Source organism: Panacibacter microcysteis (genome assembly GCF_015831355.1).
GTDB classification, from domain to species: Bacteria; Bacteroidota; Bacteroidia; order Chitinophagales; family Chitinophagaceae; genus Panacibacter; species Panacibacter microcysteis.
The window spans coordinates 1,006,795-1,030,617 of record NZ_JADWYR010000001.1; the positions used below are offsets into that span (position 1 = coordinate 1,006,795).

Sequence of the window (23,823 nt, forward strand, 5' to 3'; positions counted from 1 at the left end):
TCCCATCATTTTATACAAACCGCTGCATCATGCAGCGGTTTTTTTTATGTGCTTAGCTGCGTTGCTACTATTAAGCTTTGGTTGTGTCACTCACTTGTACGGCTGGTTCTTCAGGCAGCAAGGGTGCGGCCCTGCTGCATTTCAGCAAATAGTTTTTGTGCGTGCAATAAACACGTTTCGTTTCATAAATTAATTTATTTCTACAAAGTTGTTTGCCGCTCTGTTGTACTGACACACAGCGATCAAAAAGCCAGGCAAGAAAAAAATTGCTCAGTGCATTTTAGTAGTTGAGGTCTTCGCTAATCTCCTTCGCCCATTTCAACCCTTTTCCTGCTTTCTCCCTGATTGAGCTTTTGTACTACCGTAGCTTCAGCAATGTTCGATGCATCTACACGATGTGGGATAGCAGTTTGTTGATTGCATAAGAATATCTCACGTTACCGTTTCACGTCCCACGTTTGCCGTCTCACGTCTTCCCATTCACCATTACCCTCCAGTTTTCCTGGCAAGTACAATAATGCCACAGCATAGCACAGTACAGCGCATGCATGCGCACATGGTAATTTGTGCATGATTACCATTAAAACTGCTCACCTAAATTGATTGCTATGCGTTTAATCCCTCAGGTTGTTTTACACATTGTATTTATTGGATGCCTGTTATTTTTTGTGACTACAGCAAATGCGCAAAACGTTACAGTAACAGGCCGCGTTACCGACTCTGCCACAAGTGCTGCCATTGCAAATGCAAGTGTTTCTGTTAAAGGAAGCAATACTAAAGGCGCTGTTACAGATGTAAACGGTTCATTTAAACTTACCGTGCAAAACGGTGCTGTGCTGGTAATAAGCTCACTCAACTATGAACCGCAGGAGGTAACCGTTGGCAAAGATCTTGTAATCAATGTTACTCTTGCATCGAAAGCTTCTGTATTGAATGATGTGGTGGTTATCGGTTATGGTACCAGGCAAAAGAAAGACATTACCGGTGCTGTTGCAAGCATCACTTCCAAAGACATCGAAAAGACAACCGCACCTACTTCGCAGCTTGCACTGCAGGGCAGGATGAGCGGCGTGTATGTACCTTCTGCGAGTGGCAACCCCAATGACAGGGTTTCTATTCGTGTAAGAGGTGTAAATACCTTCAACGGACCAAATGATCCGCTGTATGTAATAGACGGAGTAGCGGTAACAGAAGGCGGCTATGGCTCAGGCGAAGCAGTATTGCAGGATCTTGCAACACCAAACAATATCTGGAGCCTGATAGACCCAAGTGATATAGAATCTATCAGTGTTTTGAAAGATGCATCTGCTGCCGCGATATATGGCGTAAGAGCTTCTAATGGTGTAGTACTGATCACTACAAAACGTGGGCGTGGAAAATCGAAAGTAACGGTTGACGGTTACATGGGCATACAAAACATTACCGGCAAAAAAATAACGCTGCTGAATACGCAACAGTATGCTGCGCTGTACCAGGAAGCTTATGCGAACAATCCTAATGTAAGCGATGGCACGCCCATACCCATTGGAGATGCAACAAGCCCGTTTGGCCCATTGTACGATCCTGCAGGTTCGCAATATCTTGGTAACAGCAGCACATACGACTGGCAGGAGCAAATGCTGAATAAAAATGCGCCAATACGAAACCTGAATGTAAAAATATCGGGCGCTACTGAAGCATTGAATTATTATATATCTACGGGTTATTATAAAACAGAAGGTACATTGGTTGGCAGCGGGCTCAACAGGTATTCACTCGCAAGTAACCTGAGCAGCAGGATCGGCAAACTGATCGAAGTAGGCCTTACGTCAAGACTGGTGTATGAAAACAGGTTAAATGAAAACTACGCAGACCTTGGGCTTGCACAAACATCTCCGCCATGGCAGCCAATTTTTGGTAATGGCCCCGCAGGGTTTGCGCAGCCATTTGCATACATGTTTGTTCCCAACCCTGCATTCGACCCTACAAAAGTAGATGCAGGCCCGGTATACAATTTTGCAGATGGCTACCCAAAACAATTATGGGGTGGGCAAACAAACGGCAACGTGTTTGGCACCATGGCACTGAATGAAAACCGTTTCAGGGACATACGGGCACTGGGCAATGCATACCTGCAGGTAACGCCGGTAAAAGGTTTAAAGATTAAAGGACTGCTTGGAGGTGATTATATGATTGGCAGAAATGAAAACCTCAACAATTTTAAATCCTATGTTTTTAATGAAACACCCGGTAACCCTTATGCAACTTATGCCGGCAGAGATTCCAATACTGTCGGAAACATTTCCGTGCGAAATGCGGTCAACAAAAGCATCACCAAAGAATTAACAGCCAACTATACAGCTACATTCTTTAATAATCATAACATCGATATCACTGTTGGTGCAACAGAACAAAAATGGTTCTGGGATGTGCTTACAGGTGGCGGAGCGCTTTATTATCTTGATCCCAACTTATGGAATACACCGGAGCAACAGGTGCTTAGCCAGGGCGGTTTAAAACTATTGGAAAAACGTTCACTGCTGGGCTACATCGGCAGAATAGACTACAAATTTTCCGACAAATATTATATTACGGGAACAGTAAGAAGAGATGGCTCATCAAGGTTCGCGCCCGGGCATCGCTGGGGCACATTTCCTGCTGTGGCCGTTGCATGGCGCATAACCTCGGAAAAGTTTATGGAGAAAAAACCCCTGTGGCTAAACGATGTGAAATTACGGGCCAACTGGGGACAGCTCGGTAATGACCAGGGCACAAGAGGATGGGCATATCTTTCATTGCTAAATCCCGGCATCACGTCGCCCGATTATTCGGTAGGCTCAGGCAACGGCAATCCTTTTGGTACACAGGTTGGTGGCGCATTCTTTCCCAATTTTGCCAATACGAGCTTAAGCTGGGAGACGCTCACTACATCAGGTGCCGGCTTCGATGCTGTTTTGTTTAACAATAAAGTAAACCTCAGTGTTGAGTACTACAGTAAGATCAACCGCGACATTATACAAAATGTGGCACCGCCACCAAGTACAGGAATAGAGTACACCACAGACATCAACATTGGCTCTGTGCGTAACCGCGGTGTGGAAGTACAGGTTGGTTATAGTACCAAAATCGGCGCGGCAGACTTTAACTTTTCGGGCAACTTCACAACGCAAAGCAACAAGGTTATCAAACTGAATAATGGTGTGCCTGTTGCAGACAATATCAGGGAAGGCTATGATCTTGGCTTTATCTATGGTTACAAAATGGGGGGCATCTTCCAATCAGAGGCAGAAATAGACCAATGGCTGCAGCGTAATTCAGATGCCTATACATCCATCAGGCCAAAACCGGGAGACGCCTATTTCGTAGATGTACAGGGCAGCCCTGACCCAAAAACACCAAGCGCATTTAATGCAACGCCCGACGGTGTAATCAATTCAAATGATCGCACTTATCTCGGTAAAACCATTCCCGGCTATTTCTATGGTTTCAACTGTAGTGGGTCATGGAAAGGACTGGATCTCTCCGCCTATTTCTACGGCATTGGTGATGTACAGAAATACAATGTAATGCGCGCAACCGGTGAAACGATGAGTACAAACGGTGCCAACCAATGGGCTACCACACTTAATCGCTGGACGCCTGAAAATCCTTCATTGACCATGCCAAGAGCTGTATACGGAGACCCGAACGGCAACACCCGAACCTCTGACAGGTTTGTAGAAAATGCAGGTTTCCTGCGCTTACAAAATATCCAGCTCGGCTATTCCCTGCCTAAGCCAATGCTGCGCAAATCGGGCTTTATTGAAGGACTAAGATTATACGTCAGCACCGTAAATCTTCTAACGCTTACGAATTGGAGTGGCATAGACCCGGAGAACGATTTTAACCCGCCGGCAAAGCAGTTCCTGTTTGGTTTAAACGCATCATTTTAACCTGTTAAAGAATAGACTATGAACTTATATAAAAAACTCACCGTGCTTTCACTGTGCTTTATTGCAGGTTTGGCCTGTAACAAAAACGACATTAATCTCTCCCCGCTCAACGTTACAGAAGATGCGTATTTTGCCACTGAGCAACAGTTTACAAAAGCAGTATATGGTGTATACGCAAAACTGAGCGATCTGTATTGGTACAATGCCGGCAACTCTGTAATACCGCTTACTTACCTGCCCGGCGACGATATTACCATTACAGGCCAGGATGAATTTGAAGACTTCGGCTCCTTACAGCCAAGCAGTGGAAGAATTGATTACTATTACACCCACACTTACCAGATCATTTCACGCGCAAACATTTTACTCGAAAAAATTGCAGCAGAAAATGGTGTGTACACTACAGCCGGTCTTAAAGACAACCATAAAGGAGAAGCTTTATTTTTACGCGGCCTTGCTTTTTATAACCTCTGGAACGTATTTGGTACCGCACCGGTTGTGCTGGAAAGGGTAACCAGTACAGACCAGTTCAACGCAGCAAGCTCTGCAGGCACACAACTGCTCGACCAGGCCATTGCAGATTTTACCGACGCAGCAGCGCTTTTGCCAATCGTGTGGGAGGAATCTCAGCGCGGCCGCGCTACGCAAAATGCAGCAAATGGCATGCTTGGCAAGTCGCTGGTTTTTCGTGCAAGTGCTACAAAAAACCAGCAGGATTATGTAGCTGCAATCACCGCCTTCAATAAAATTACCGGTGTATCTCTTGTTGCAGATTTTGGTGCAAACACCGCGGCAGATGCTGAAAATAACAGCGAGTCTCTGTTCGAGTTCCAGGCTACACAACCTTATGGTGGGGATAATGTTTGGCTCGACAATGACTTTAATGACGCCATTGGTTCCACCTCTGCATTCTGGGGCTTTTACAGTAATAGCTGGGCTTTATTTGGTGCCGCGCCACATATTGCCACCGCCAAATTATTGAATGCCTTTGATGAAGGCGATCCACGGCTGCCATTAACCTTAGATGCAGCCACACTCAGCATATCAAAATACGTAACACGAGACCAGCTCACACAATCGGGTGTTGCTTCTGCAAATAATCCACGCATACTGCGTTATGCAGATGTATTATTGCTGAAAGCAGAGGCAATCCTGCAATCTGGCGGCAACGCATCAGAGGCAATTGCGCTCATCAACGAAGTAAGAACAAGGGCAAGAAACATGGTAAGCGGCGGCACAGTGCCGGCCAGTTATACAACCACAGAAACAAACACCTCCACCGTTATGGACTGGATCATGCATGAAAGACTTATAGAACTTGCAGGTGAAGGTCAGCGCTGGTTTGATCTCAAAAGATGGCACCAGCAGGGCGTCATCACATTAACCAATGCAACATTCAGTGCCGCCAATCCTGAAGCCATGGGCTTTGATGCATCAACACATTTGTATTTCCCGGTACCACTTAGTGAAACAGACAAGAATCCAAACGTTATACAGAATCCCGGTTATTAATATGTAAACTTTCTCTCCGTAGTTAACAAGCAGGTAGTTTCAGGCCCTTCAATTATTTGAAGGGCTTTTGTTTCCAAGAAAAATATTCAACCGCAATAAATGGCTTACTATCTTACTGAATACGTTAAGCTTTGTGTTTTGCCGGCTGCAGTTTTTTATGGCATCGCCTGTTGTGTCACTCACTTGTACGTTCCGTCTTTGTGGCAACTGTAGGCTTACGGCTCATTGTACCCGTTCTTCACCGTTTACCATGAACCCATCATTCAAATACCAAATCCTTACAATGCATTGCAGTCATCATACCATCAAAAGCACTGTTGATATGTTTACCATTTATACGAAGATCCCTGATGTGAATGTTGCTGATGTTATTGGTATCATTAAAACCAAGCAATAAAGATGTTGGAAACCGCTGACTGTTCACTGTAATATTATCCAGGAAAATATTGCTGATAAAGCCTCTTTGCTTATCTGTACTATATTGAGAAAACAAAATTTTAAAGTCGACCAGGTATCCTTCCACTTCTTCTATTCTGATGTTGTTGTAGTAAATATTTTTTATAAAAGCCCTGTCGCCATTGTGTATGGTCAGTGTTCCTTCAGGGCCTTCTGCATGTATAATATCACAATCGGAGAAACGTATGTCTTGTATGGTATCGGTACTTGTTTCAAAACCTATTTCCAGCGCATTGCCCCATGCACCGTTCCAGAAAATACAATTGCTTACATTGATGTTTGCAGTTGTGCGGTGGTTTGCTTTGCCAAAATAATCCACGCCGGACTTTATGGCGATACAATCATCTTTTGTCCTGATAAAACAATTGCTGATGGTAATGTATGCTGAAGCGACGATGTCAATACCATCGTCCCAGTCATTATCACTTACAACTTTGAGATTGTTGTAGTGAACATTGTTGTTGCTGTAAGAGCCACAGGTCCAGTGCCTGCTTTCTGCAATGATGATGCCTTCAATGTTTACATGCTGACTATTGGTAATGGCCACCGGCCTGGCTTCTCCTTTTTTGTAGCTGCTGTTATCTAATATGCCCCTTCCTTTTACCTGCACGTTCTGCGCGTTGGAAATATCGAACGCTCCTTCCACCACAGCACCGCCGGCTATGTACACAAGCTGGTTGCTTTTTACAGGTACATTACCAACCTTGTGTATACCCGGCCCGTAGTACGTCACATTCTTCTGTGTGCTGTCTGGTATATGTTGTTCCAAAGAATCTGCAAAAAGAAATAGTGGCCTTCGTTTGTTTCCGTTTATTTCAATACTTAAGTGTGCCGGTTTTGTAAGTATGAAAGAAACCTGGTTATTGTTTGCCGAGGCACTGATATTACGGCTTAAGGGACGTATTGTGTAATAGTACACTTTTGCAGATGGCGTAACAGTTACATGTAGCTGCCCACTGAATGAACAGTATGCATAAGCTGCACTTCTGGTGTTGTACACAAAAACCTTTTGGCCATTTATTTCGAGCTGGTAATCGGGTGCAGGCTGTATGCCTTCGGGAGCAGGATAATTGATGAATACATCCTGGCTATGGCAGGTGATTGTAAGAACCAGTGTACATAACAGCATAAGCGTTTTCATACCGCAACAATTATTTGTATACAAAATAAGATTATCGTGGCAGTGTGCCATACTGCACTATGCTTTATGCAAAATTGTTTACACGGTAAGAAAATTGTGCCGGAGCTGCTGAGCAATGCATTGGCGCACAAGAGTGCGACGCAAGCAAAGCCTGATGCATGCACATAAGCCGGGCTCATAAAAAAGAAAATTCCTGCCTGTGGACGAGTATTAATTTAAAGACAAGGCTTTACCAATGGCCCTGTTAAGGTCTTTTGGTGCAAAAGGTTTTAGTACATGGTCGTTGAAACCATCTTCCACTATTCTATCGAGCAATTCTGCGCTGGCAGAGGCTGTTAATGCTATAATGGGAATTTGTGTGTTAAAACGCCTGATCTCTTTTGTTGCTGTAAAACCATCCATCAGCGGCATGCGAAGATCCATGAGTATAAGATCGTAGCTGGTGCTTGAGGCTTTGAGCAGTGCCTCGCGGCCATTGACGGCTATATCTAACTCTACACCCCAGGTTTTTAAAATCTGTTCTGCAAAAAGAATATTGAACTCTACATCTTCTACCAGCAGTATGCGCTTGCCGGTAAAGTCTGTCAACGGTTCTGTGTAATCTTTTTTGGCATAATCATTATTGCCAGGCTGTGCTTTTTCAAACTCTATGGTGAAGTAAAACCTGGAGCCTTTGCCTATTTCACTTTCGAGAGACACATCTGAATGAAACAGTTTCAACAACTTTCTTACAATGGAAAGCCCGAGACCGGAACCGCCAAAACTGCGGGTGATCTCAGCATCGGCCTGTGTAAATTTATCGAAGATCATTTCCAGCTTATCACCTGCAATGCCGATACCTGTATCCTGTACAGAGAACATGATGGCTACGGTGTTGACAGTCTGGCTTACAACGGATGCCTCAAACGTTACCTGGCCGTTTTGTGTAAACTTGATAGCATTGGACAACAGATTGGTAAATACCTGGTTTAATCTTACCTCATCGCTCACTACGAGCGCTGGTACATCCTGGTCTATCATGAGCCTGATCTTATTCCCTCTTTCCTGTGCAGACTGGTTGTGTGCGGCCCTGATGTTTTTAATAAGACTGCAGAGGTCCACATTGGTTTCAGACAATGTGATCCTGCCTTCTTCAATCCTGTTGAAATCGAGGATATCATTGATGAGAACAAGCAGGTTCTGTGCGGATATATGCAGCGTTTTTATATTGTGCTGCTGTGTTGGGTTAAGATCATTTGCTGCCATAATGATATAAGACAACCCGATAATGGCATTGAGCGGCGTTCTTATTTCGTGGCTCATGACCGATAGAAATTCACTCTTAGCCCTAGATGCTTTTTCTGCAATCTCTTTTGCACTGATGAGTTCGTTCTCCAGCTTTTTTTGCTTCAGAATTTGCTGTTCTAAAAAATCAATTACATCAATTATTTCAGTGCCGGATGTGCTGTTGGTAAAAAGATTATCAGGATCGAGCTCGGCAATGGCTTTATTGAGTTTAAAAACAGACTGGCTGATGATCACATTTTGTTCACTGAGATTCTGCAACACATCCTGGTATTCTTTTTCACTTACGGCAAAAGCATGATCTGCCAACATTTTGTCGCGTTCATACAACTGGTATGTTTTTGATACCTGCTCAATGAATGACTCGAAGGCTGGTGTTATTTCACCGCCTTTCTCAACAAAATCTTTGAGTTGCCTGTCTAATATTTTGTGATAATGCTTGCCGTTTTGTTGTGCAGCCATCTGTTTACGATTCTTTGATTGTGGTAATGGTCATTGTCTGGTTGTGCAGTTCACATCTTTCGCTGGTATGCTGCAAGGGAGCGATTTCTCCGTAAGAATAAAAGCCGGTAATTGCTGTGGCTGCGCCAAATTTATCTTTTGCGGCGGCTATTTCTTCAGACACGCGATCCTGTAAAACGAGTTTCCGGCCAATGCAACTGATGAGTATTGCAAGATCCGGCTGATCATCTCCCGGTGCTAATGTTGCAGCAGCGGCCGTTGCAGATGCATCGATCAGTTTGTCGAAGTTTGCTTTCATTAAACGCACCTTACTGCCTACGGGCATATTGCCGGCGAAGGTCATGCTCTTGCGCTGCTCGTCTATATTGAGAATGGTGCGTACTACTTTGCGGTCATTATCCGGCTCGGTAAGAGAAATAGGGAACAGCAAGGCGGAACCAGGCAATTCTTCTTTGAATGGCCCTAAATATTCTTTGTATAAGTCAAGCGCAGAGCGGTTGTCAATTTCATGTAATATATTTTTTGCAGCAGCAGTAACTTTTTTCTGCGGGCCAAATTCATCCCATCCACCCAGCGAGCCATGACCAAAATGAATGTGTGTGCCATAAAAACCAATGGCAATGATATTGCCCGGCGCAGGTCTGCTATTTAATGAAGTATACGTTTTTTCAAACCTTGCACCATCGCCGGCGAGGCCACCGGTAATAAGTGTGCCGGTAGTATTGGCATGGTTCAGGCCGTCTACAAGATCGCTGCCGTTGATCAATGTGCCATCTGAAATTACAAACACACATCTCAACCCGTTGTTTTCAAAAGCATTTCTTAAATAAAGGCCGCAATCGTAACTATTCCGGTGATCACTGATATTGGTAGAAATTGTTTGAATGGTTGTTCGTTCAAATTTTATGGCTGTTAGCGTGAGTGTATGATCAAAACATTTACCACAACATATTTCGCCTGCTGTAGAACAATATACAACCGATGCAGCGGGGTATGCCTGCGAGATCGTTGCATAAATATCGTTGTTGTTGAGTAAGTCTGAATGACCAAAAGCAAACACAAGCTGGCAGGCTTCGCTTTCTAACAGCGGTTTTGATACTGTCTTCCAATCGTTATTATAAAATAACTTTTGTTCGATGAGCATAAAATATTGAATTTGCTTCATAAACGAATTTTGCTGCTTCGTATTTTAATTGCCGCCTTATTTGTGAACATATATTAATTTTCAGCACTGTTTAATGCTTAAGCTGCGATATGCTTTGAGTATGGACTGATACCTGTAAAACAACAATGAAACGAAAAGAATTTCTCCAGTCCGGTGCATATGCAATGTTGATGGCATCTGTGGCCCGGTATGGATTTGCTTCAAATACAGATAATATGAAAAATGATTTCCAGCTAAAAATGCTTGCTACCAACTGGGGCTTTGAAGGAACGCTTGACACCTATTGTGAAAAAGTAAAAAAAGAAGGCTATGACGGAATTGAGATATGGTGGCCAACAGAAAAGAAAGACCAGGAGGAACTCTTTGCCACACTGAAAAAATATGATCTCGCTGTGGGGTTTCTTACGGCTGGTCATGAAAGTGATTATCAGCAGCACGCAGACAGCTTTAAAAAAATGATCAATGCCGCTGCAACAAACAATATACAGCGGCCGCTGTATATTAACTGCCATTCCGGCAAAGACTTTTTTTCTTTTGAAGAGAACAAAGCACTTGTTGATTATACGCTTGCTTTGTCAAAAGATACGGGCATAAAGATCTGTCATGAAACACATCGTTCCCGCATGTTGTTTGCTGCGCCGGTTGCAAAACATTTTTTTGAAAAGATTCCTGGTCTGCGTATTACGCTCGATGTTTCGCACTGGTGTAATGTAAGCGAAAGCTTATTGCAGGATCAGCCGGGTACAATGGCTATGGCCCTTGAGCGTACTGATCATATACATGCCAGGATTGGCCACCAGGAAGGGCCGCAGGTAAACGACCCGCGTGCACCGGAATGGAAAGATGCCGTAGACGCACATTTTGCATGGTGGGATAAAATTGTGAAGATAAAAAAACAGAAGGGTGAAATACTTACGGTGCTTACAGAGTTTGGCCCGCCAACTTACCTGCCAACTGTTCCATATACTATGCAGCCACTGGCAGATCAATGGGCAATCAATGTGTTTATGATGCAAACGTTCAGGAAGAGATACAGTTAAGATTTTTTTTTATGATTGAATTTATCGGCCACCTCCATCCTTTACTGGTGCACCTGCCAATAGGCATTTTATTACTGGCATTGTTGTTACAGGTATTGTCGCGGAAGAAAAAATATTATGCCCTGCAACACGCTATTCCTGTTACACTGCTTGCAGGTGCAATATCAGGGCTGTTTGCTTCGGTAACAGGTTACCTGCTTTCTATCAGTGATGATTATGACAAAGATCTTGTAAGCTGGCACATGTGGATGGGCATTGCCACTACGCTTACAGCACTCATACTCTACGCAAAAGAAAAGAACGATGCATTTAAAGTGAACAAAACACTGCTCTCGCTTACGTTGCTGGTACTTATAATGGTAACGGGCCATTTAGGTGGTTCACTTACACATGGGTCAGACTATCTCTCCAAACCGCTTGAAAATATTACCGGTGATGATACTGCCGTAAGCAACATAAAGCCCATTGCCGACGTACAGCAGGCGCAGGTATATGCAGATGTGGTGGAGCCGATACTTGCAACAAAATGCTATTCCTGCCATGGCGCCAACAAACAGAAAGGCAAACTGCGTATGGATAACCCGGAATCGCTTATGAAAGGTGGAGAAGACGGGGCCATCATAACCAGCGGCAATGCAGCAGAAAGTGAAATGATCAAAAGATTATTGCTGCCCATGGACAATGATGACCATATGCCACCAAAAGAAAAGTCACAGTTGAGCGAAAGCCAGGTTGCATTATTGCATTGGTGGATCAACAATGGCGCCGCTTTCAACAAAACAGTAAAAGAACTTCCGCAGGATGGTAAAATAAAACCCCTGCTGCTTGCGCTGCAAAATGTAAGTACTGAACTAAAAGCTGCAGACAACCTGCCAGCTGCGCCGGTAGAACCCGCCGATGCCAATATTATTAAACAGTTGAAAGAGCAGGGTGCGGTTGTTTTACCACTTGCTCTAAACAGTAATTATCTGTCGGTAAATTTCATGAACGATACAATAGTTGATACCAAAGACCTGCAATTGCTTACACAACTTCATAAACAACTTTTTTCGCTTAAACTCAGCAACAGCAATATAACCGATGCGGCATTAGCAAACATTGCACAATGCACTACTCTTGGAAAACTTTATCTGGATGGTACTGCTATTACTGATAATGGTCTCAAAGCTTTGTTGCCGCTCGACAAACTTTTTTATCTCAATCTCGTAAACACAAAAATTACAGCAGCGGGTATTACACAACTAAAGCCGCTTAAAAACCTTGCTGCATTGTATATATACCAAACAAATATTACCGGTAGGAACTTTCCGTTGCTTCAACAAACTTTTCCCAACACGCGTATAGATACCGGCGGTTATATTGTACCGACTTTAACGTCAGACACCACACTGGTTACACAGAAACAAGCCTATTAAGTTTGGTTGGCCGGCATTGGATCAACATGGCATCGCCTGTTGTGTCACTCACTTGTACGTTCCGTTTGTTATGGCAGCTTCAGCGATCTGTTTATACCGGCCCGTACATTATATAAAGCAGGTTTACAGCAATACTCATTTTATCACAAAAACAATTACGCAAAGCATCATCACAAAACAAATGTATACAGCGTGCAAAAACCTGGTCACGCGGCAACAGGCCGTTGCACCGTTAACAACATACCTCACATAAACACCACGCAGCGCTAAAGGCTGTTACAAAAAAAGAAAGCGACTTACACCATGCCGAATAAAGATCTGCCGTACAAGTGAGTGACACAACAGGCGGTGATAGTAGCTACACAGCTAATCTCCACAAAAAAAACACCGCGTAGACACACGGTGTTTAAATGTATAAAGCCCCCAAAAAAAAATCAGATTTTTATACCTACGCTTAAGTTTACACTTCTGCCATCTGAAGACCACACTCCCGGACCGGGATAGAAGGTAGGGCGCTTGGTAAAGTATTGTTTGTTGAACACATTATTAATATTGAACCGCAGCATCCACCGGTCGTTAAAACGGTAAGACGTGTTTATGTCAAACAACCCATAAGAGGGCACGAGGCCAACCGCGCCATTGGCAGAAGGCTGCACGGTATTCAAAGCATCTGCATACGATTTTGCAGTATAACTATAGAGCACCGATATGCTGGCCTTAAGAAATTTTGCGCTCACACCATTGCGCGAAATAAACTGTGGTGTACTTTCTACGCTATTGCCGTCTACACTTACATTGGCGCTGCCGGATTTTACTGATGCATTTTTATAACGTGCATCCATCCACGCAGAAGAAGTGAAAACGCTGCAATAAAATTTATGACCGATGTTGGTGCCATACTCTGCAAAAAGTTCTACGCCATTCGTCCTGGAGTTGCCAATATTGGTTCTGTAAAGAATGTATGCACCGGTATCATTCAGCATACTCAATGAACCCAACCTGTTGTTGTACCCGAGGTGAAACACACTAACATCCCACTTAAAACCGTTTGCATTACCACGGTAGCCTGCTTCCACCGTGTAACCATATGCATCTTTTAGATTTTTATCTGCCACTTCGTACACAGATGCCGGTATAATGTCTTTGAAAATTACCGGCCTGTAAGACTGTGCAAAGCCTGCATAAAAGTTGCTGCTTTTAGTTGCTTCATACTGTGCATTTAAACCAAGCAATACAAAATCGTGCTTAATGGTATTGGGCAGGTTTTGCCCGCTGTAATAGCTTATATAACCGCTCATGTCAGACTGGCCATGCTCCCATCGTATACCGGGACTTACAGTTAGTTTATCTGACATCCTGAAATTGTTTTCGGCATATACAGCAATGTTCTTTGTTTTAAAATGAAGGTCGCGCCCCCATTTACCATCCACAAGTGTAAGATCAAAGTCTGCACCTGTTGTGCCTTTACCCTGTTGCTGCCTGTGGAGGTCATTGTTAAAAACCTGCACCCCTGCCGTTACTGTATGCTGCCGGTTTAAAAAGCTGTACTGGTGTAAAATATTTGCATCGAATGTATAGCTGTTGAAATGATCTATATCTACCTGGCGGTTAGCGTATTGTAACGTTTGCGTATTTATGCTGTCTTTCACATCGGCCGGTTTATCGAATTGTACACTGTTTCTGGCCCCGAGAACCGCAGATGCTGTTATGGATAATTTCGTTTTGTATGTAATGTTCCACTCAAGGTTGACAGATGGCACATAAATATCTGGGTTAAAATAATTTCTTGAACGGGAAGATTGCCGCGGGTCTGCATTAAACATACTATCCGTTAGCGGGCCCGGAATGTTATACACATAATTCGATCTTGCAAGTTCTCCCTTCAGTCTTAATTTTCCTGATATGTTGTATTGCAGCATAAATGCCTGCGCTTCATATTTCGTGCTGCTGTTAGCACGGTACCCATCGGATAGGCGTTTGCTGTAATAAGCGTAATAGTCCAGTTTGCCTATTCTGCCGCTCACTGCATTGTAGGTACTCAGCAAACCAAAAGAACCTGCAGTATTGATGCTTTCGAAGCTGAGCTGTTTTGTAGTGTCTGCCTGTTTGGTAACATAGTTTAGCATGCCGCCAAACTGTGCGCCATATTGTAATGAACCTGTGCCACGTACCAGTTCAATTCTTTCCACAGCCTCCATAGGCATACTGTAATGACTGGCAGGATAACCATACATATCTGAATTGGTGATTATGCCGTTCTTACGAATGTTGAACTCCCAGCCGCGGTGGGGATCGAGGCCACGTACAGCGATGTTTACCTGGTTGCCGCTGCCATCCATGTCGTACACAAAAACGCCGGGCACTTTTGCAAAAATCTGCCGGGGTGTTTTTTCAGCAATGTTTGCATCCATCCCTGATACATTCAGCACTTCAGATTTTTTGCCACTCCAGATTCTTGTTCCCACAACAGCAGGTAAGCGGTCTACTGTATTTACCTGTGTTTTTACCTTTACTTCCTGCAATACATTTGTTTTTAGCGTATCAGTCTGCGCATACATTTTTGCACTGATCAAACATACAGTTGCCAATACTACCAGTTTCTTCATTTGCTTAGTATTTGATATTTACGCGGGAAATCGGTTTTAATCTTTTTGTTTCTCTGCTTTCCACAATACGAGCCCTGCAGCTATAAATACAATATTCTTAACAATGTACTGGCCCACGAGCGTAAGACCATAAGGCATATACCGGAATGTTTCATGGGGAAAAAATATAAACGGTGTAAAAGTACACACCATATGTGCCAGCATCAGGATCAGCGCTGTTTTAAGCAACCTGCCTGTAATAAACATAATGCCTATTGCACATTCCCATAATGCAAGCATGAGAATATTTGTATGATCGTCTATAAGCCCGAATGTTAGTTTATGAATGGTTTGCATGGCCAGTTGCTCAGCAGGGCTGATGCCCTGGAAGAACTTCAAAGCACCAAACCACAGGTAAACAATGCCAAGGCTTATTCTTAGTACAGACAGGTAATAAGTAAAGGTTTTTCTTTCGTTTACCAGCACATTGGTTTGCATAAGTTTTGTTTTAGTTGTTTCAAAAATAAAATTGCCGACAGGTGTTTGAACTGATGTTGGTCATGATTACATGCCTGCTGGTAAACGTCAGTCTGCTGAAATCTTTACAAAACATTCAATTTTTGACAATATCTGTATGTTGATTTCTGACTTTCAATAAATGAAAGAAACACTTCCTGTAGACACAGGAAGTGTTCAACTATAACTGCTTTAAAATCTATATGAGAAAAAGTTCTTTTCATTTTTGTTGTATAGAATGTCCTCCCTGTGGAAACAAGGAGGGTACTTCTATAACTATTGCTTATTATCAGACAAAAAAATCTTATTCTGCTCCATCTGTTAATGCGCGTTGTACAGCATAATTGCCAACTTTCTTTCCTACATCCATACCCACTTTACAATCGCTTGCATTATAATGTATGCCACCGAGCAATCTTGATTTTGCAGCTTCCTCTGCCATCTTCATGTAATCGTCGGCTCTTTCAGGATTAATGTGCCCAAGTATGGTTGCTGCGGCTCCGCTGAATGTTGAATGGCCAGATATGTAAGAAGGAAAATTTGGAATGCCTGTCAATGTTTTAATAGACGGATCCATCTGGCTAGGGCGTGGATTGAAGTAATGATATTTCGTATCCCAGCATACAATAGCTGCATCCATCTCTGCCATGTTTAAGAGTGCAAGATTTCTTGCCCATCTTACTTCGCTAAAATGCTTGTCAATAAAATCTTCAGATGCTATGGCATTCCAGTGACCGGGAGGTGTGGCTGTTCCCGCGCCATCTGCCCAAAACTGTACGATCTTCAGGTTTTCTGCACTGGGGTTAACCACATAGCTTTTTACCTCTTCTGTTTCCTGTTTCATTTGCGCACTGCTGGTAGAAGGTGGCGGGCCGGGGCGCAAAACATTCTTTACCGTTAAAGAATCGAATAAAAAGGGACGCACATTGCCAAAGAAAGGCAACATAGGTGGTCTTTTTGGCGTCTCAAGGCTGATCCACGGTGTTTCGCCCCTGTCTATACATGCCTGTGCCAGGCTATCCCACTGTGCAGGGGTACCAACGGCTTTGGAAGTATTATCACTGCGGCCACGCGCTGCAAATACAGATGCTATCTGGCGGCCGAGTGCTTCACCCGCAGCCCAGTCGCTTCGTACGCATGCACCGGAAGCCATGGTAGCCAGTTGCAGCTCTTCCACCTTTGCGTTCACATATGCTATTTCTGTAGGGAACAACATTTTCATCATTTCTGCTGTAACGCCGGCCAAAACCGCCTGCTCAGACGGGTAAGACGGCAGATCTGTTTTAGCAGCCATTGCATTGGCATTAATAACTGAATCTACCTTGTATGGTGCAGCCCTGTTATACAACTTCTTATAGTACCAGCAGGCAACCAATGCATCATACTGCGCAGCACTTACATACCCATATGCACGTGCTGCATACGGCGGGTTTGAAAACGGGAACTGCGGGTAGGCAAACGGGTTTGCTGAATTAGGGATCGGGTAAGTGTCATCTTCATTCTGGTATGGTGGAAGATTATGCTTTGCTACCAGCTCACGCATCAGTTCATTCATTCTCAACACAGCACCGGCTGCCCAGAATTTTATTTTCGCACGCTGGTCATCAGTAAGGTTTGCCTGCAGGCCTTTTATCTCGTTCAATTCACCAATGTAACCGGGCAGGTTTGTGGCAGCAGGTGCCGCCACTGCAAAAGAGTCGGGGCGCGATAAAAGCACCAGCTTCCACGCACCTGCATCAAGGTCTATGTTAGCGGGGTTTAACGCCGGCAGATCTGCCGTACGTTCATGTATATCTTTTGAACAACCGAGGTATATTAATGAAACGGAGATTATTGCAGCAAGTGGGAATATTATCTTTTTCATCATGATCAATTTTATAATAAGGGGTTACTGTAATTATTTACCACACAGTTTACAGGTATGCACTGCGCCGGTTGTTTTGCCCGTACGTAAAATATAAAATACACCACCGTTAAACATGGTGCTCTGGCCTACATTTCTGCCATGCAAAACATACGTACCACCGCCCGTAAGCGATAAGCCGCGAACATTTTTAAAAGTGTATTTAAAATTGAGGCCTGCAGCAATCATATCCATATTATTACTTGGAAAAGGCATATCGTTCTTTCTTATATCAAAGCCACCCAGCGTGTTGTTGTAATCAAACAACGCTTCTGCAATCCAGCGTTCTGTTCTGTAACCTGTGCGGAATTGTGCAGCCACCACATCCGGCATATCAACCTTATTGGTATAATGCATGGTGGTTGTATAATAGGCATCCCTGTTAATGGTAATGTTACTTCTTTTTATATAAGACCCTGATGCAGTAGCAAAGAAATCGCCATGCTGTATATCTGCCAGTAATCTGCCGGTAAAATTGGTGCTGCTCAATCCCAATGCAAGCGGCAGGTAATCGCCCTGGTAGTTAGACAGCGGTGTGCTGAAACCACCAATTCCATAGACTGCATACGTGGTATTTTTACCAACTTTTTTCTCCAGCGGCATCCATTTTAACCAAAGCGAGAGGTCTTGTATACCTTCTGCGCCGCGCAGTGTGCCCAACGTTGCTTTCGTTTTTACATAAGGTACATTAAACAAAAAATTAAGCTTGTTACTAATACCGTAATTACCCATTACACTAAACATTTGCGTAGACACCGTTCCCAGGTTCTGGTTATCTCTTTTAAATGTTCCTTCCCAGTAATTTTTCCAACTGCTGTGCATGTACATGGGGCCAATACACAGGTTGTTTTTAGCCATCATGATTGCATCGGCATCTGTTTGTGCCGTTGCTGTTTGTGATTGTAAAAGCATAAACAATAACACTCCTGTAAGGTATTGTTTTGCAAGTTTTGAGATTCTCATAAAGCGTCGTTTTAGTAGATGGTTATAGTTTTTATTTTGGGCCCGGCATTTGCCAGGCATGGGGCTTTTGTTGCGTCGCACTCTTGTGCGTTCATATCCTTATTGGGCGATAGCGATCAGAATTTAAACGCCACACCTACATTGATCGTGTAATCAGCGAAGGCTGCATCGCCCTGTTTAAATGTGCCAAACTTTTCTGAATACTCTTTGTCTGTTACACTTTGTGTTCTGTTGCGCACCAGTGCTACCGGCACTGCAGCATATACATTTACTTTTTTAAAACTGTAGCTTACTGCCGGGTCTACAGACATAACGTAACCGGGTCTGCGAAAGTAGCCGCTGCCGCCAATAAGGTCATTTACGGGTATACCTTCCCAGCGTAAACCGGCGCCAACCTGCAGGCCTTTAAGCATGTAGTTGAAACCAAATCTCGCCATGTACTGGTCGGGAACACTCATGATGTCTTCGTTGTACAAAGAAGGTGAAAGCGTTTCGCGGTATGTTCTTACACCATTGTGCTCTCTTGGGTTTGACAAATAATAAAAGTTGCCGTAAACGTTCAGGTTCTTTGCAATATTATAGAAGGTGTTTAGTTCGAACGTTATGCCTGTGCCGCCATCGCCCAGTTGTATTGACTGGTCTACGGTGCGTAGCTGTTTTGTTGTGTCCGGGCCTACGTTGTACCAATAGTCCTCGTAATCGTATTGGCCTGACGCAAACTTAATTCCCAAACCCAGCTGGAAATTGAATTTTTTACTTTTAGCCGGGTCGAGCATCCAGCGGTATGCTGCTACACGAATGTCTCCCAGGCCGTAAGAATGCATGGTATGTCTTTCCTTTTTGATGTATGCACCATTTACCAGCCCATGCTCGTACAAAGAAGAGCGTGCATTGGAAAGTATAGGTACATCTACCATTACAGACCACCTGCTGCTGAGATTGCGTACGAGTGTGAGATCTACGGCTGTGCTGTAATTAATTACTTCTGTATGCTGCTCCAGGCGCTCGTATTGCTCATCTTTTCCTTTGTAGTGCCTGAATGATTTAAAGTAACGGTAGTTTGTACCAAATGTCCACTTGGATGTTGGTATTGAATCAGGATGTTGTAAAGCACAGGTGGCGCCATTGCCTCTGATGGCAACGCAACCCTGTGCCCTGGCATTTTGAGATACTACAAAGAGACACACTATAACAGACAGGGAATATATAAGCTGTTTCATACTTTTAGTTTGGTTGTTTGCTCCTTTTGGATCAAAAAAAATTGGTGTTTGCTTTAGTCAATGCTTTGATACGTGCAGATAAATTGCTTTTTCATATAAAAGAAAAGCGTTGATGAGATGATGCGTTGTGCGCAGGTGGCTGTTTCACTGTTGCCATATGCTTTACAGTACAAGTGAGTGACACAACAGGCGATGCCATGAAAGACCGCTGCTGGTTACAAAAATGGCACAGTAATAAACCGCAGCGGGTTGTATCAAATACATGCGGCGTTGGGACGTTTGCCTGTAAGTGAAACCGCCTGCTGTTACTGAAGTTATTTTTTCATACGCAGCCGTTGTATAACGAGCTGGCCGATAAGTTTACCTTCAGCATTGCCAACATCGCACGAATACTTGTAGTGTATGCCGCCAAAAACCCTTGACTGGCCTGCTTCTTCAGCAGCTTTGCGAACGGAAGGAAATGAGCGTGGGGGTATACCAAACTCTGTTTCTGATGTATCTGTATAGGAAAGGTTGTCTCCAAACATGTCTGTCATTGTTTCCGCTGCGGCTGCAGAAATTACTGCGTGGCCACTTGTGTACTCGGGGAAAGGCGGTGTTTGTATATAGGGCCTCCACTCAGGATCGTAATACTTGTTTATTACGGTCTCGGGGCGTATATAATTACTGCGGTACTTTTCGTCCCAGCAGCTTATAAAACCTTCGAACAGTGCAATGGATGCCCTGGTATACGCACAAACTGTTTCATCAAAATCTGCTTTCTTTTTGCTGGCGAGAATGCCAACAATATTCATCCAGTGGCCGGCAGGAGAGAATTTTTTAGTGCCGTACATTACGTGGCCGCTTACATTTAGTTTGAAAGGATTATCGTCCCAGAAATCTGCTATGTGTCTTTGCTCATCTGTTAAACTGTCAACTGTATTTTTTACATGCATTACCGCGCCATAGAACACGCTCGATTTATTCATTGGCTCGTATTTGGGAGGGCGAACGGGCATGAACTGCGAAGCAGAATCCATAACCAGTGTTCTGATCTCCATCCAATGAGGTTCTACAGCCTGTGCATACATGGGTGGTGTAGGTACCCAACGGCCGTCTTCAGTTGTTACAGTAAACTTGGTGGCAGAGCGCGTTTGTGCATACTTGTCTTTTTTGCTCCAGCTTAAAATGCTGTCTGCAACCTTGTTGCCATAGGCCACGCTGGAATCAAAAATAGCTGAAGGCATTCCCGCATCATCTGCTTTTTTCTTAAGATCACTCACATATTCGTCCATACTTCCTTCCGGAAAAGTAACGGCATTGCCCACCTTGCAAAATGCAAGTAATGCAGCAAATTCAAAGTCGATCTTTGCTTCTTTTGAAGGTTGCGGCATTGGTGGCAGGTGTTTAATCTGCCCGCTGAGGGAAACATAATTACTGTCACCGGCTGCAATAACCTCATAGGCCGCAATGTTGGCATAAGCATAATTGCGGGCTGCAATCATTGGCGGGAAGTTGTTTTCCAGCACAATGTCGTTTAGCTTTTTTACAGTCTTATTGTACAAAAGCGGGTCGTGCATTTCTTTGATGTAAGCGTTATCATCGCCACATGAGCATAGTAGAAGCAAAGCTGCAAGAGCAGCGAACAAAAATCCTTTCATTACTAAAAAAATAGAACATTACAGTTGTGGCTGCTGATTTTCCTTTATTAAACGTGCAGTATGATAGCGCTGCACTCCATTACCGGTACTATATTAATAGTTCACAACTGTTTAAACCAACCGGATGAAATTTATTTAGCAAAACACTTCCGGTGGCTGACCATTTTCAGGAATAAATGTGCGGGACAATCCGGCGTTTCTGTATAGGTTAGAAACTGCTTGTGAGGTTTGAAGACCTGCCAGGGACAGGTTTTCTGTAATATCGAAATCTGCTGTAAGCATTTTGAATGCTTCAGCTTTTTTGTTGGTATCGTTTGTCGGCAGATCATTCACTTTGCCGGCAAATTCAGTTGCCTTGTTTTGTAAGGCCGTTTTTTCGTAGTGCGGCAAACAGAGTAAGGTCATGGTATCAGCCTGCACTTTGCGCATTACATATTTATATACCTGGCCGTTCACGTTTATTTCACCATCTACCCGTTCGAAGGCAGGGGTAGCTACCTGGTATGGCATATTGATAGGTACTTTAACCTCTACAAGGTCTTTGCTATCGTAGTTCCCATGATCGAGCTGAGCGGTAAAAGCTGCATCTGTAGTAGATTCCAGCATATTGAAAAACAGCCTGTAACCAACAGTGTTGAATGCAAATATTGCAAGAAGTAGTATGGCAGCCAGCTTTTTCAAAGTGGCACAATATACGTTTTTTTCAAAAATGCGCATTTTTTTCCGCTGATTTTAAGCAGGTTGTAATACGAGCGGTTAACGTTTATTGCGCTTCCAGCTGTTCCGGCTTTTGCACCACGATCTGTGGTTTATTATTAAACAGTTCAACCTTACCGGTAACGCAAACTGTTTTGCCTTTAAATTGTTCCTCCGGCTTATAGCTGAAGAGCTTTCTTGTATTGTTCCAGATTACTACAGTTAATGGTTGATGTGGGTAGGCAGCCCCGACATTAAGAAATGTGGGTTGATTTTTTGCAGCTGATAGGAATATGCCACCAAACACTTTTGCGCAAACTGTAACGCTATCGCCGGTGTGTTGACTGATCTCTGTAATGTCAATTTTTTGTTGTGCATAGGTATGAGCACCCAGGAACAAGCAGCATATAATAAAAAGGGCTTTAGGCATAAGAAAAGGGTTTTGAAGAAAGGTAATAATTCTCCGTTGAAAATAAAACCAGCAGTGGTAAGTATTAAAGTTTTTTTTATAAGTATTTTCTAAGGTTTAATCATACTTACAAAAAAATAATTGCGTTAGATAACTATTATCCAATCAGAAAAACCAAAATGCTATGAACTACTTTTTTAAACCCGGCGATGCCGTTAAGCTTAAACTGAGCAACCTTACCATGATGATCAAAGGCATGGCTTCTCTTCCTTCTGAACATGCAGAAATAGCGCAAAAAGAAAGATACGAATGTGTATGGTTTGATAACAGGCGCCTGCAAAAAGCCATTTTCTCAAAAGAATTCCTGGAACTGCTTGCACCCCATTATGATGTATTGCATTTTGCGAATTACGAATAATAATAACTGTTTGAATATTGAATAAACAACGGGTAGCAAATTTGCTACCCGTTGTTTTACCAGCTATGTTGTTCTATAATCATTGCTGCATCAAAAGCCCGCCGTAACCTATAATACTCCAGTTGGTTGCAGGCTGTTAAATTACGTACACGTCTCCGGCACCACCAATATTAAATGAGAACTGCTCCTTAAAAGCACGCAGCTCATTTTCCAGGCTGCTTTCCGTAAGCTGAATGTATGGAAGCAGGTTTGAATTACGCTCTACCTGCAGATCATGCCCGGCATAATTCTGATTAATGAAAAACGATTCCAGGTCAGGGTAAATCGTTTGCAATGCTTCACTTATGTCCAGTATACTCAGCGTCTTATCGGTAAGGTTGTACAGGCCGCTTGGTATAGATACCTCCAGCAACTGTGCCAGTACGCTTGTCACCTTATCAATATGAATAAAAGACCGGTGTTGATTGCCGGTACCATTAATGGTTATTCTCCCGCTATAATGCGCATCAAACATAATACGGTTAATAGCAGCATCGAACCGCATCGATTTACTGTAGCCATACACGTTGCCAAGACGAATGATATGTGTATTCATCTTGTTATACAGGCGTTGTACGTGCTGCTCTGCCCGGTGCTTGGAAATAGAATAAAAACTGTCTGGCCTTGGTTCGGTAAGTTCTGTTGCAGGTGCGGTAGTACTGCCGTATACAGCCGTAGAGCTTACAAAAACAAATTGTTTTACCGGAAACTCTTCCAGCGCGTAAATAAGTTCTGCGGTGCCCCAATGGTTAACCTGCTCAAATATATGCCCGTCAAGATTTGCAAAAGGTGTGGTTACTTTAGCAGCAAGATGGTATACCACATCAATGTCTTTCAGTACCTTTCTTATGTTGCGGCTGTCCAGCAATTCGCCGTTTACAAACTTAACTTTTTCACTGTTAACGGGCTTACCGAGGAACAGGTTAAAGTTGCCACGGCTAAGATTATCATAAACTGTAATACTCTCTATAGCGTTGTTCTTTGCAAGTGCGTATACGAGTTCTGTGCCTATATAACCGGCACCACCAGTAATTAAGATGCGCATGAA

General features: G+C 43.4%; 17 protein-coding genes. 5 read left to right on the top strand and 12 right to left on the bottom strand.

What is annotated here, in order from left to right; translation table 11 throughout:
* Positions 1-608: 608 nt before the first annotated feature.
* Together I5907_RS04040 and I5907_RS04045 are read left to right on the top strand one after the other, a co-directional pair.
* Positions 609-3,911 (top strand): SusC/RagA family TonB-linked outer membrane protein, encoded by a 3,303-nt coding sequence (locus I5907_RS04040; RefSeq protein WP_196989443.1) that lies wholly within the window; start codon positions 609-611, stop codon positions 3,909-3,911.
* A gap of 18 nt (positions 3,912-3,929) precedes the next feature.
* Positions 3,930-5,423: a RagB/SusD family nutrient uptake outer membrane protein gene (locus I5907_RS04045; protein ID WP_196989444.1), complete on the top strand. Its 1,494-nt coding sequence runs from the start codon at positions 3,930-3,932 to the stop codon at positions 5,421-5,423.
* A gap of 259 nt (positions 5,424-5,682) precedes the next feature.
* Here the strand turns inward: I5907_RS04045 and I5907_RS04050 are convergent, their stop codons facing one another.
* From I5907_RS04050 to I5907_RS04060, 3 genes are all read right to left on the bottom strand, one after another.
* Complete coding sequence (locus I5907_RS04050; protein ID WP_196989445.1) at positions 5,683-7,020, bottom strand: glycosyl hydrolase family 28 protein; 1,338 nt, start codon at positions 7,018-7,020, stop codon at positions 5,683-5,685.
* A gap of 210 nt (positions 7,021-7,230) precedes the next feature.
* Complete coding sequence (locus I5907_RS04055) at positions 7,231-8,766, bottom strand: ATP-binding protein (protein WP_196989446.1); 1,536 nt, start codon at positions 8,764-8,766, stop codon at positions 7,231-7,233.
* A 4-nt stretch (positions 8,767-8,770) separates the two neighbouring features.
* Positions 8,771-9,931, bottom strand: a complete 1,161-nt coding sequence (locus tag I5907_RS04060; protein WP_196989447.1) for an FIST signal transduction protein — start codon at positions 9,929-9,931, stop codon at positions 8,771-8,773.
* A 125-nt stretch (positions 9,932-10,056) separates the two neighbouring features.
* Here I5907_RS04060 and I5907_RS04065 point away from each other — a divergent pair, with 125 nt between their 5' ends.
* Positions 10,057-10,971: a sugar phosphate isomerase/epimerase family protein gene (locus I5907_RS04065; protein WP_196989448.1), complete on the top strand. Its 915-nt coding sequence runs from the start codon at positions 10,057-10,059 to the stop codon at positions 10,969-10,971.
* Positions 10,972-10,982: 11 nt separating this feature from the next.
* On the top strand, positions 10,983-12,386 hold the full coding sequence (locus I5907_RS04070) for a c-type cytochrome domain-containing protein (RefSeq protein ID WP_196989449.1): 1,404 nt from the start codon (positions 10,983-10,985) through the stop codon (positions 12,384-12,386).
* Positions 12,387-12,820: 434 nt separating this feature from the next.
* Here the strand turns inward: I5907_RS04070 and I5907_RS04075 are convergent, their stop codons facing one another.
* The 8 genes from I5907_RS04075 to I5907_RS04110 all read right to left on the bottom strand — a co-directional run bounded on the left by I5907_RS04075 (position 12,821) and on the right by I5907_RS04110 (position 22,339).
* Positions 12,821-14,992 (bottom strand): TonB-dependent receptor family protein, encoded by a 2,172-nt coding sequence (locus I5907_RS04075; protein WP_196989450.1) that lies wholly within the window; start codon positions 14,990-14,992, stop codon positions 12,821-12,823.
* Between the two features lie 36 nt (positions 14,993-15,028).
* A complete protein-coding gene (locus tag I5907_RS04080) occupies positions 15,029-15,469 on the bottom strand; it encodes a hypothetical protein (RefSeq protein WP_196989451.1) in 441 nt (146 codons plus the stop codon).
* Positions 15,470-15,791: 322 nt separating this feature from the next.
* Entirely contained in the window at positions 15,792-17,351 is a 1,560-nt protein-coding gene (locus I5907_RS04085) for a vanadium-dependent haloperoxidase (RefSeq protein ID WP_196989452.1), read from the bottom strand.
* Between the two features lie 33 nt (positions 17,352-17,384).
* Positions 17,385-18,353, bottom strand: a complete 969-nt coding sequence (locus tag I5907_RS04090) for a hypothetical protein (RefSeq protein WP_196989453.1) — start codon at positions 18,351-18,353, stop codon at positions 17,385-17,387.
* A 116-nt stretch (positions 18,354-18,469) separates the two neighbouring features.
* On the bottom strand, positions 18,470-19,573 hold the full coding sequence (locus tag I5907_RS04095) for a porin family protein (protein ID WP_196989454.1): 1,104 nt from the start codon (positions 19,571-19,573) through the stop codon (positions 18,470-18,472).
* A gap of 314 nt (positions 19,574-19,887) precedes the next feature.
* Positions 19,888-21,213: a vanadium-dependent haloperoxidase gene (locus tag I5907_RS04100; protein WP_196989455.1), complete on the bottom strand. Its 1,326-nt coding sequence runs from the start codon at positions 21,211-21,213 to the stop codon at positions 19,888-19,890.
* A 135-nt stretch (positions 21,214-21,348) separates the two neighbouring features.
* Positions 21,349-21,894: a hypothetical protein gene (locus I5907_RS04105; RefSeq protein WP_196989456.1), complete on the bottom strand. Its 546-nt coding sequence runs from the start codon at positions 21,892-21,894 to the stop codon at positions 21,349-21,351.
* Positions 21,895-21,976: 82 nt separating this feature from the next.
* Positions 21,977-22,339, bottom strand: coding sequence for a hypothetical protein (locus tag I5907_RS04110; protein ID WP_196989457.1), 363 nt, complete (start codon positions 22,337-22,339; stop codon positions 21,977-21,979).
* A 163-nt stretch (positions 22,340-22,502) separates the two neighbouring features.
* Between I5907_RS04110 and I5907_RS04115 the strand changes: the two genes are divergently transcribed.
* Complete coding sequence (locus tag I5907_RS04115) at positions 22,503-22,736, top strand: YodC family protein (RefSeq protein WP_196989458.1); 234 nt, start codon at positions 22,503-22,505, stop codon at positions 22,734-22,736.
* Positions 22,737-22,872: 136 nt separating this feature from the next.
* On the opposite strand, the gene I5907_RS04120 is transcribed toward I5907_RS04115, so the two are convergent.
* Positions 22,873-23,820: an NAD-dependent epimerase/dehydratase family protein gene (locus tag I5907_RS04120; protein ID WP_196989459.1), complete on the bottom strand. Its 948-nt coding sequence runs from the start codon at positions 23,818-23,820 to the stop codon at positions 22,873-22,875.
* Positions 23,821-23,823: the final 3 nt, after the last annotated feature.

Bases quoted from the DNA above. Each gene is read 5' to 3' on its own strand.
- I5907_RS04055 (WP_196989446.1), bottom strand. From the start codon at position 8,766: ATGGCTGCACAACAAAACGGCAAGCATTATCACAAAATATTAGACAGG.
- I5907_RS04070 (WP_196989449.1), top strand. From the start codon at position 10,983: ATGATTGAATTTATCGGCCACCTCCATCCTTTACTGGTGCACCTGCCA.
- I5907_RS04095 (WP_196989454.1), bottom strand. From the start codon at position 19,573: ATGAAACAGCTTATATATTCCCTGTCTGTTATAGTGTGTCTCTTTGTA.
- I5907_RS04040 (WP_196989443.1), top strand. From the start codon at position 609: ATGCGTTTAATCCCTCAGGTTGTTTTACACATTGTATTTATTGGATGC.
- I5907_RS04060 (WP_196989447.1), bottom strand. From the start codon at position 9,931: ATGAAGCAAATTCAATATTTTATGCTCATCGAACAAAAGTTATTTTAT.
- I5907_RS04110 (WP_196989457.1), bottom strand. From the start codon at position 22,339: ATGCCTAAAGCCCTTTTTATTATATGCTGCTTGTTCCTGGGTGCTCAT.
- I5907_RS04090 (WP_196989453.1), bottom strand. From the start codon at position 18,353: ATGAGAATCTCAAAACTTGCAAAACAATACCTTACAGGAGTGTTATTG.
- I5907_RS04075 (WP_196989450.1), bottom strand. From the start codon at position 14,992: ATGAAGAAACTGGTAGTATTGGCAACTGTATGTTTGATCAGTGCAAAA.
- I5907_RS04080 (WP_196989451.1), bottom strand. From the start codon at position 15,469: ATGCAAACCAATGTGCTGGTAAACGAAAGAAAAACCTTTACTTATTAC.
- I5907_RS04050 (WP_196989445.1), bottom strand. From the start codon at position 7,020: ATGAAAACGCTTATGCTGTTATGTACACTGGTTCTTACAATCACCTGC.
- I5907_RS04085 (WP_196989452.1), bottom strand. From the start codon at position 17,351: ATGAAAAAGATAATATTCCCACTTGCTGCAATAATCTCCGTTTCATTA.
- I5907_RS04045 (WP_196989444.1), top strand. From the start codon at position 3,930: ATGAACTTATATAAAAAACTCACCGTGCTTTCACTGTGCTTTATTGCA.
- I5907_RS04065 (WP_196989448.1), top strand. From the start codon at position 10,057: ATGAAACGAAAAGAATTTCTCCAGTCCGGTGCATATGCAATGTTGATG.
- I5907_RS04100 (WP_196989455.1), bottom strand. From the start codon at position 21,213: ATGAAAGGATTTTTGTTCGCTGCTCTTGCAGCTTTGCTTCTACTATGC.
- I5907_RS04120 (WP_196989459.1), bottom strand. From the start codon at position 23,820: ATGCGCATCTTAATTACTGGTGGTGCCGGTTATATAGGCACAGAACTC.
- I5907_RS04115 (WP_196989458.1), top strand. From the start codon at position 22,503: ATGAACTACTTTTTTAAACCCGGCGATGCCGTTAAGCTTAAACTGAGC.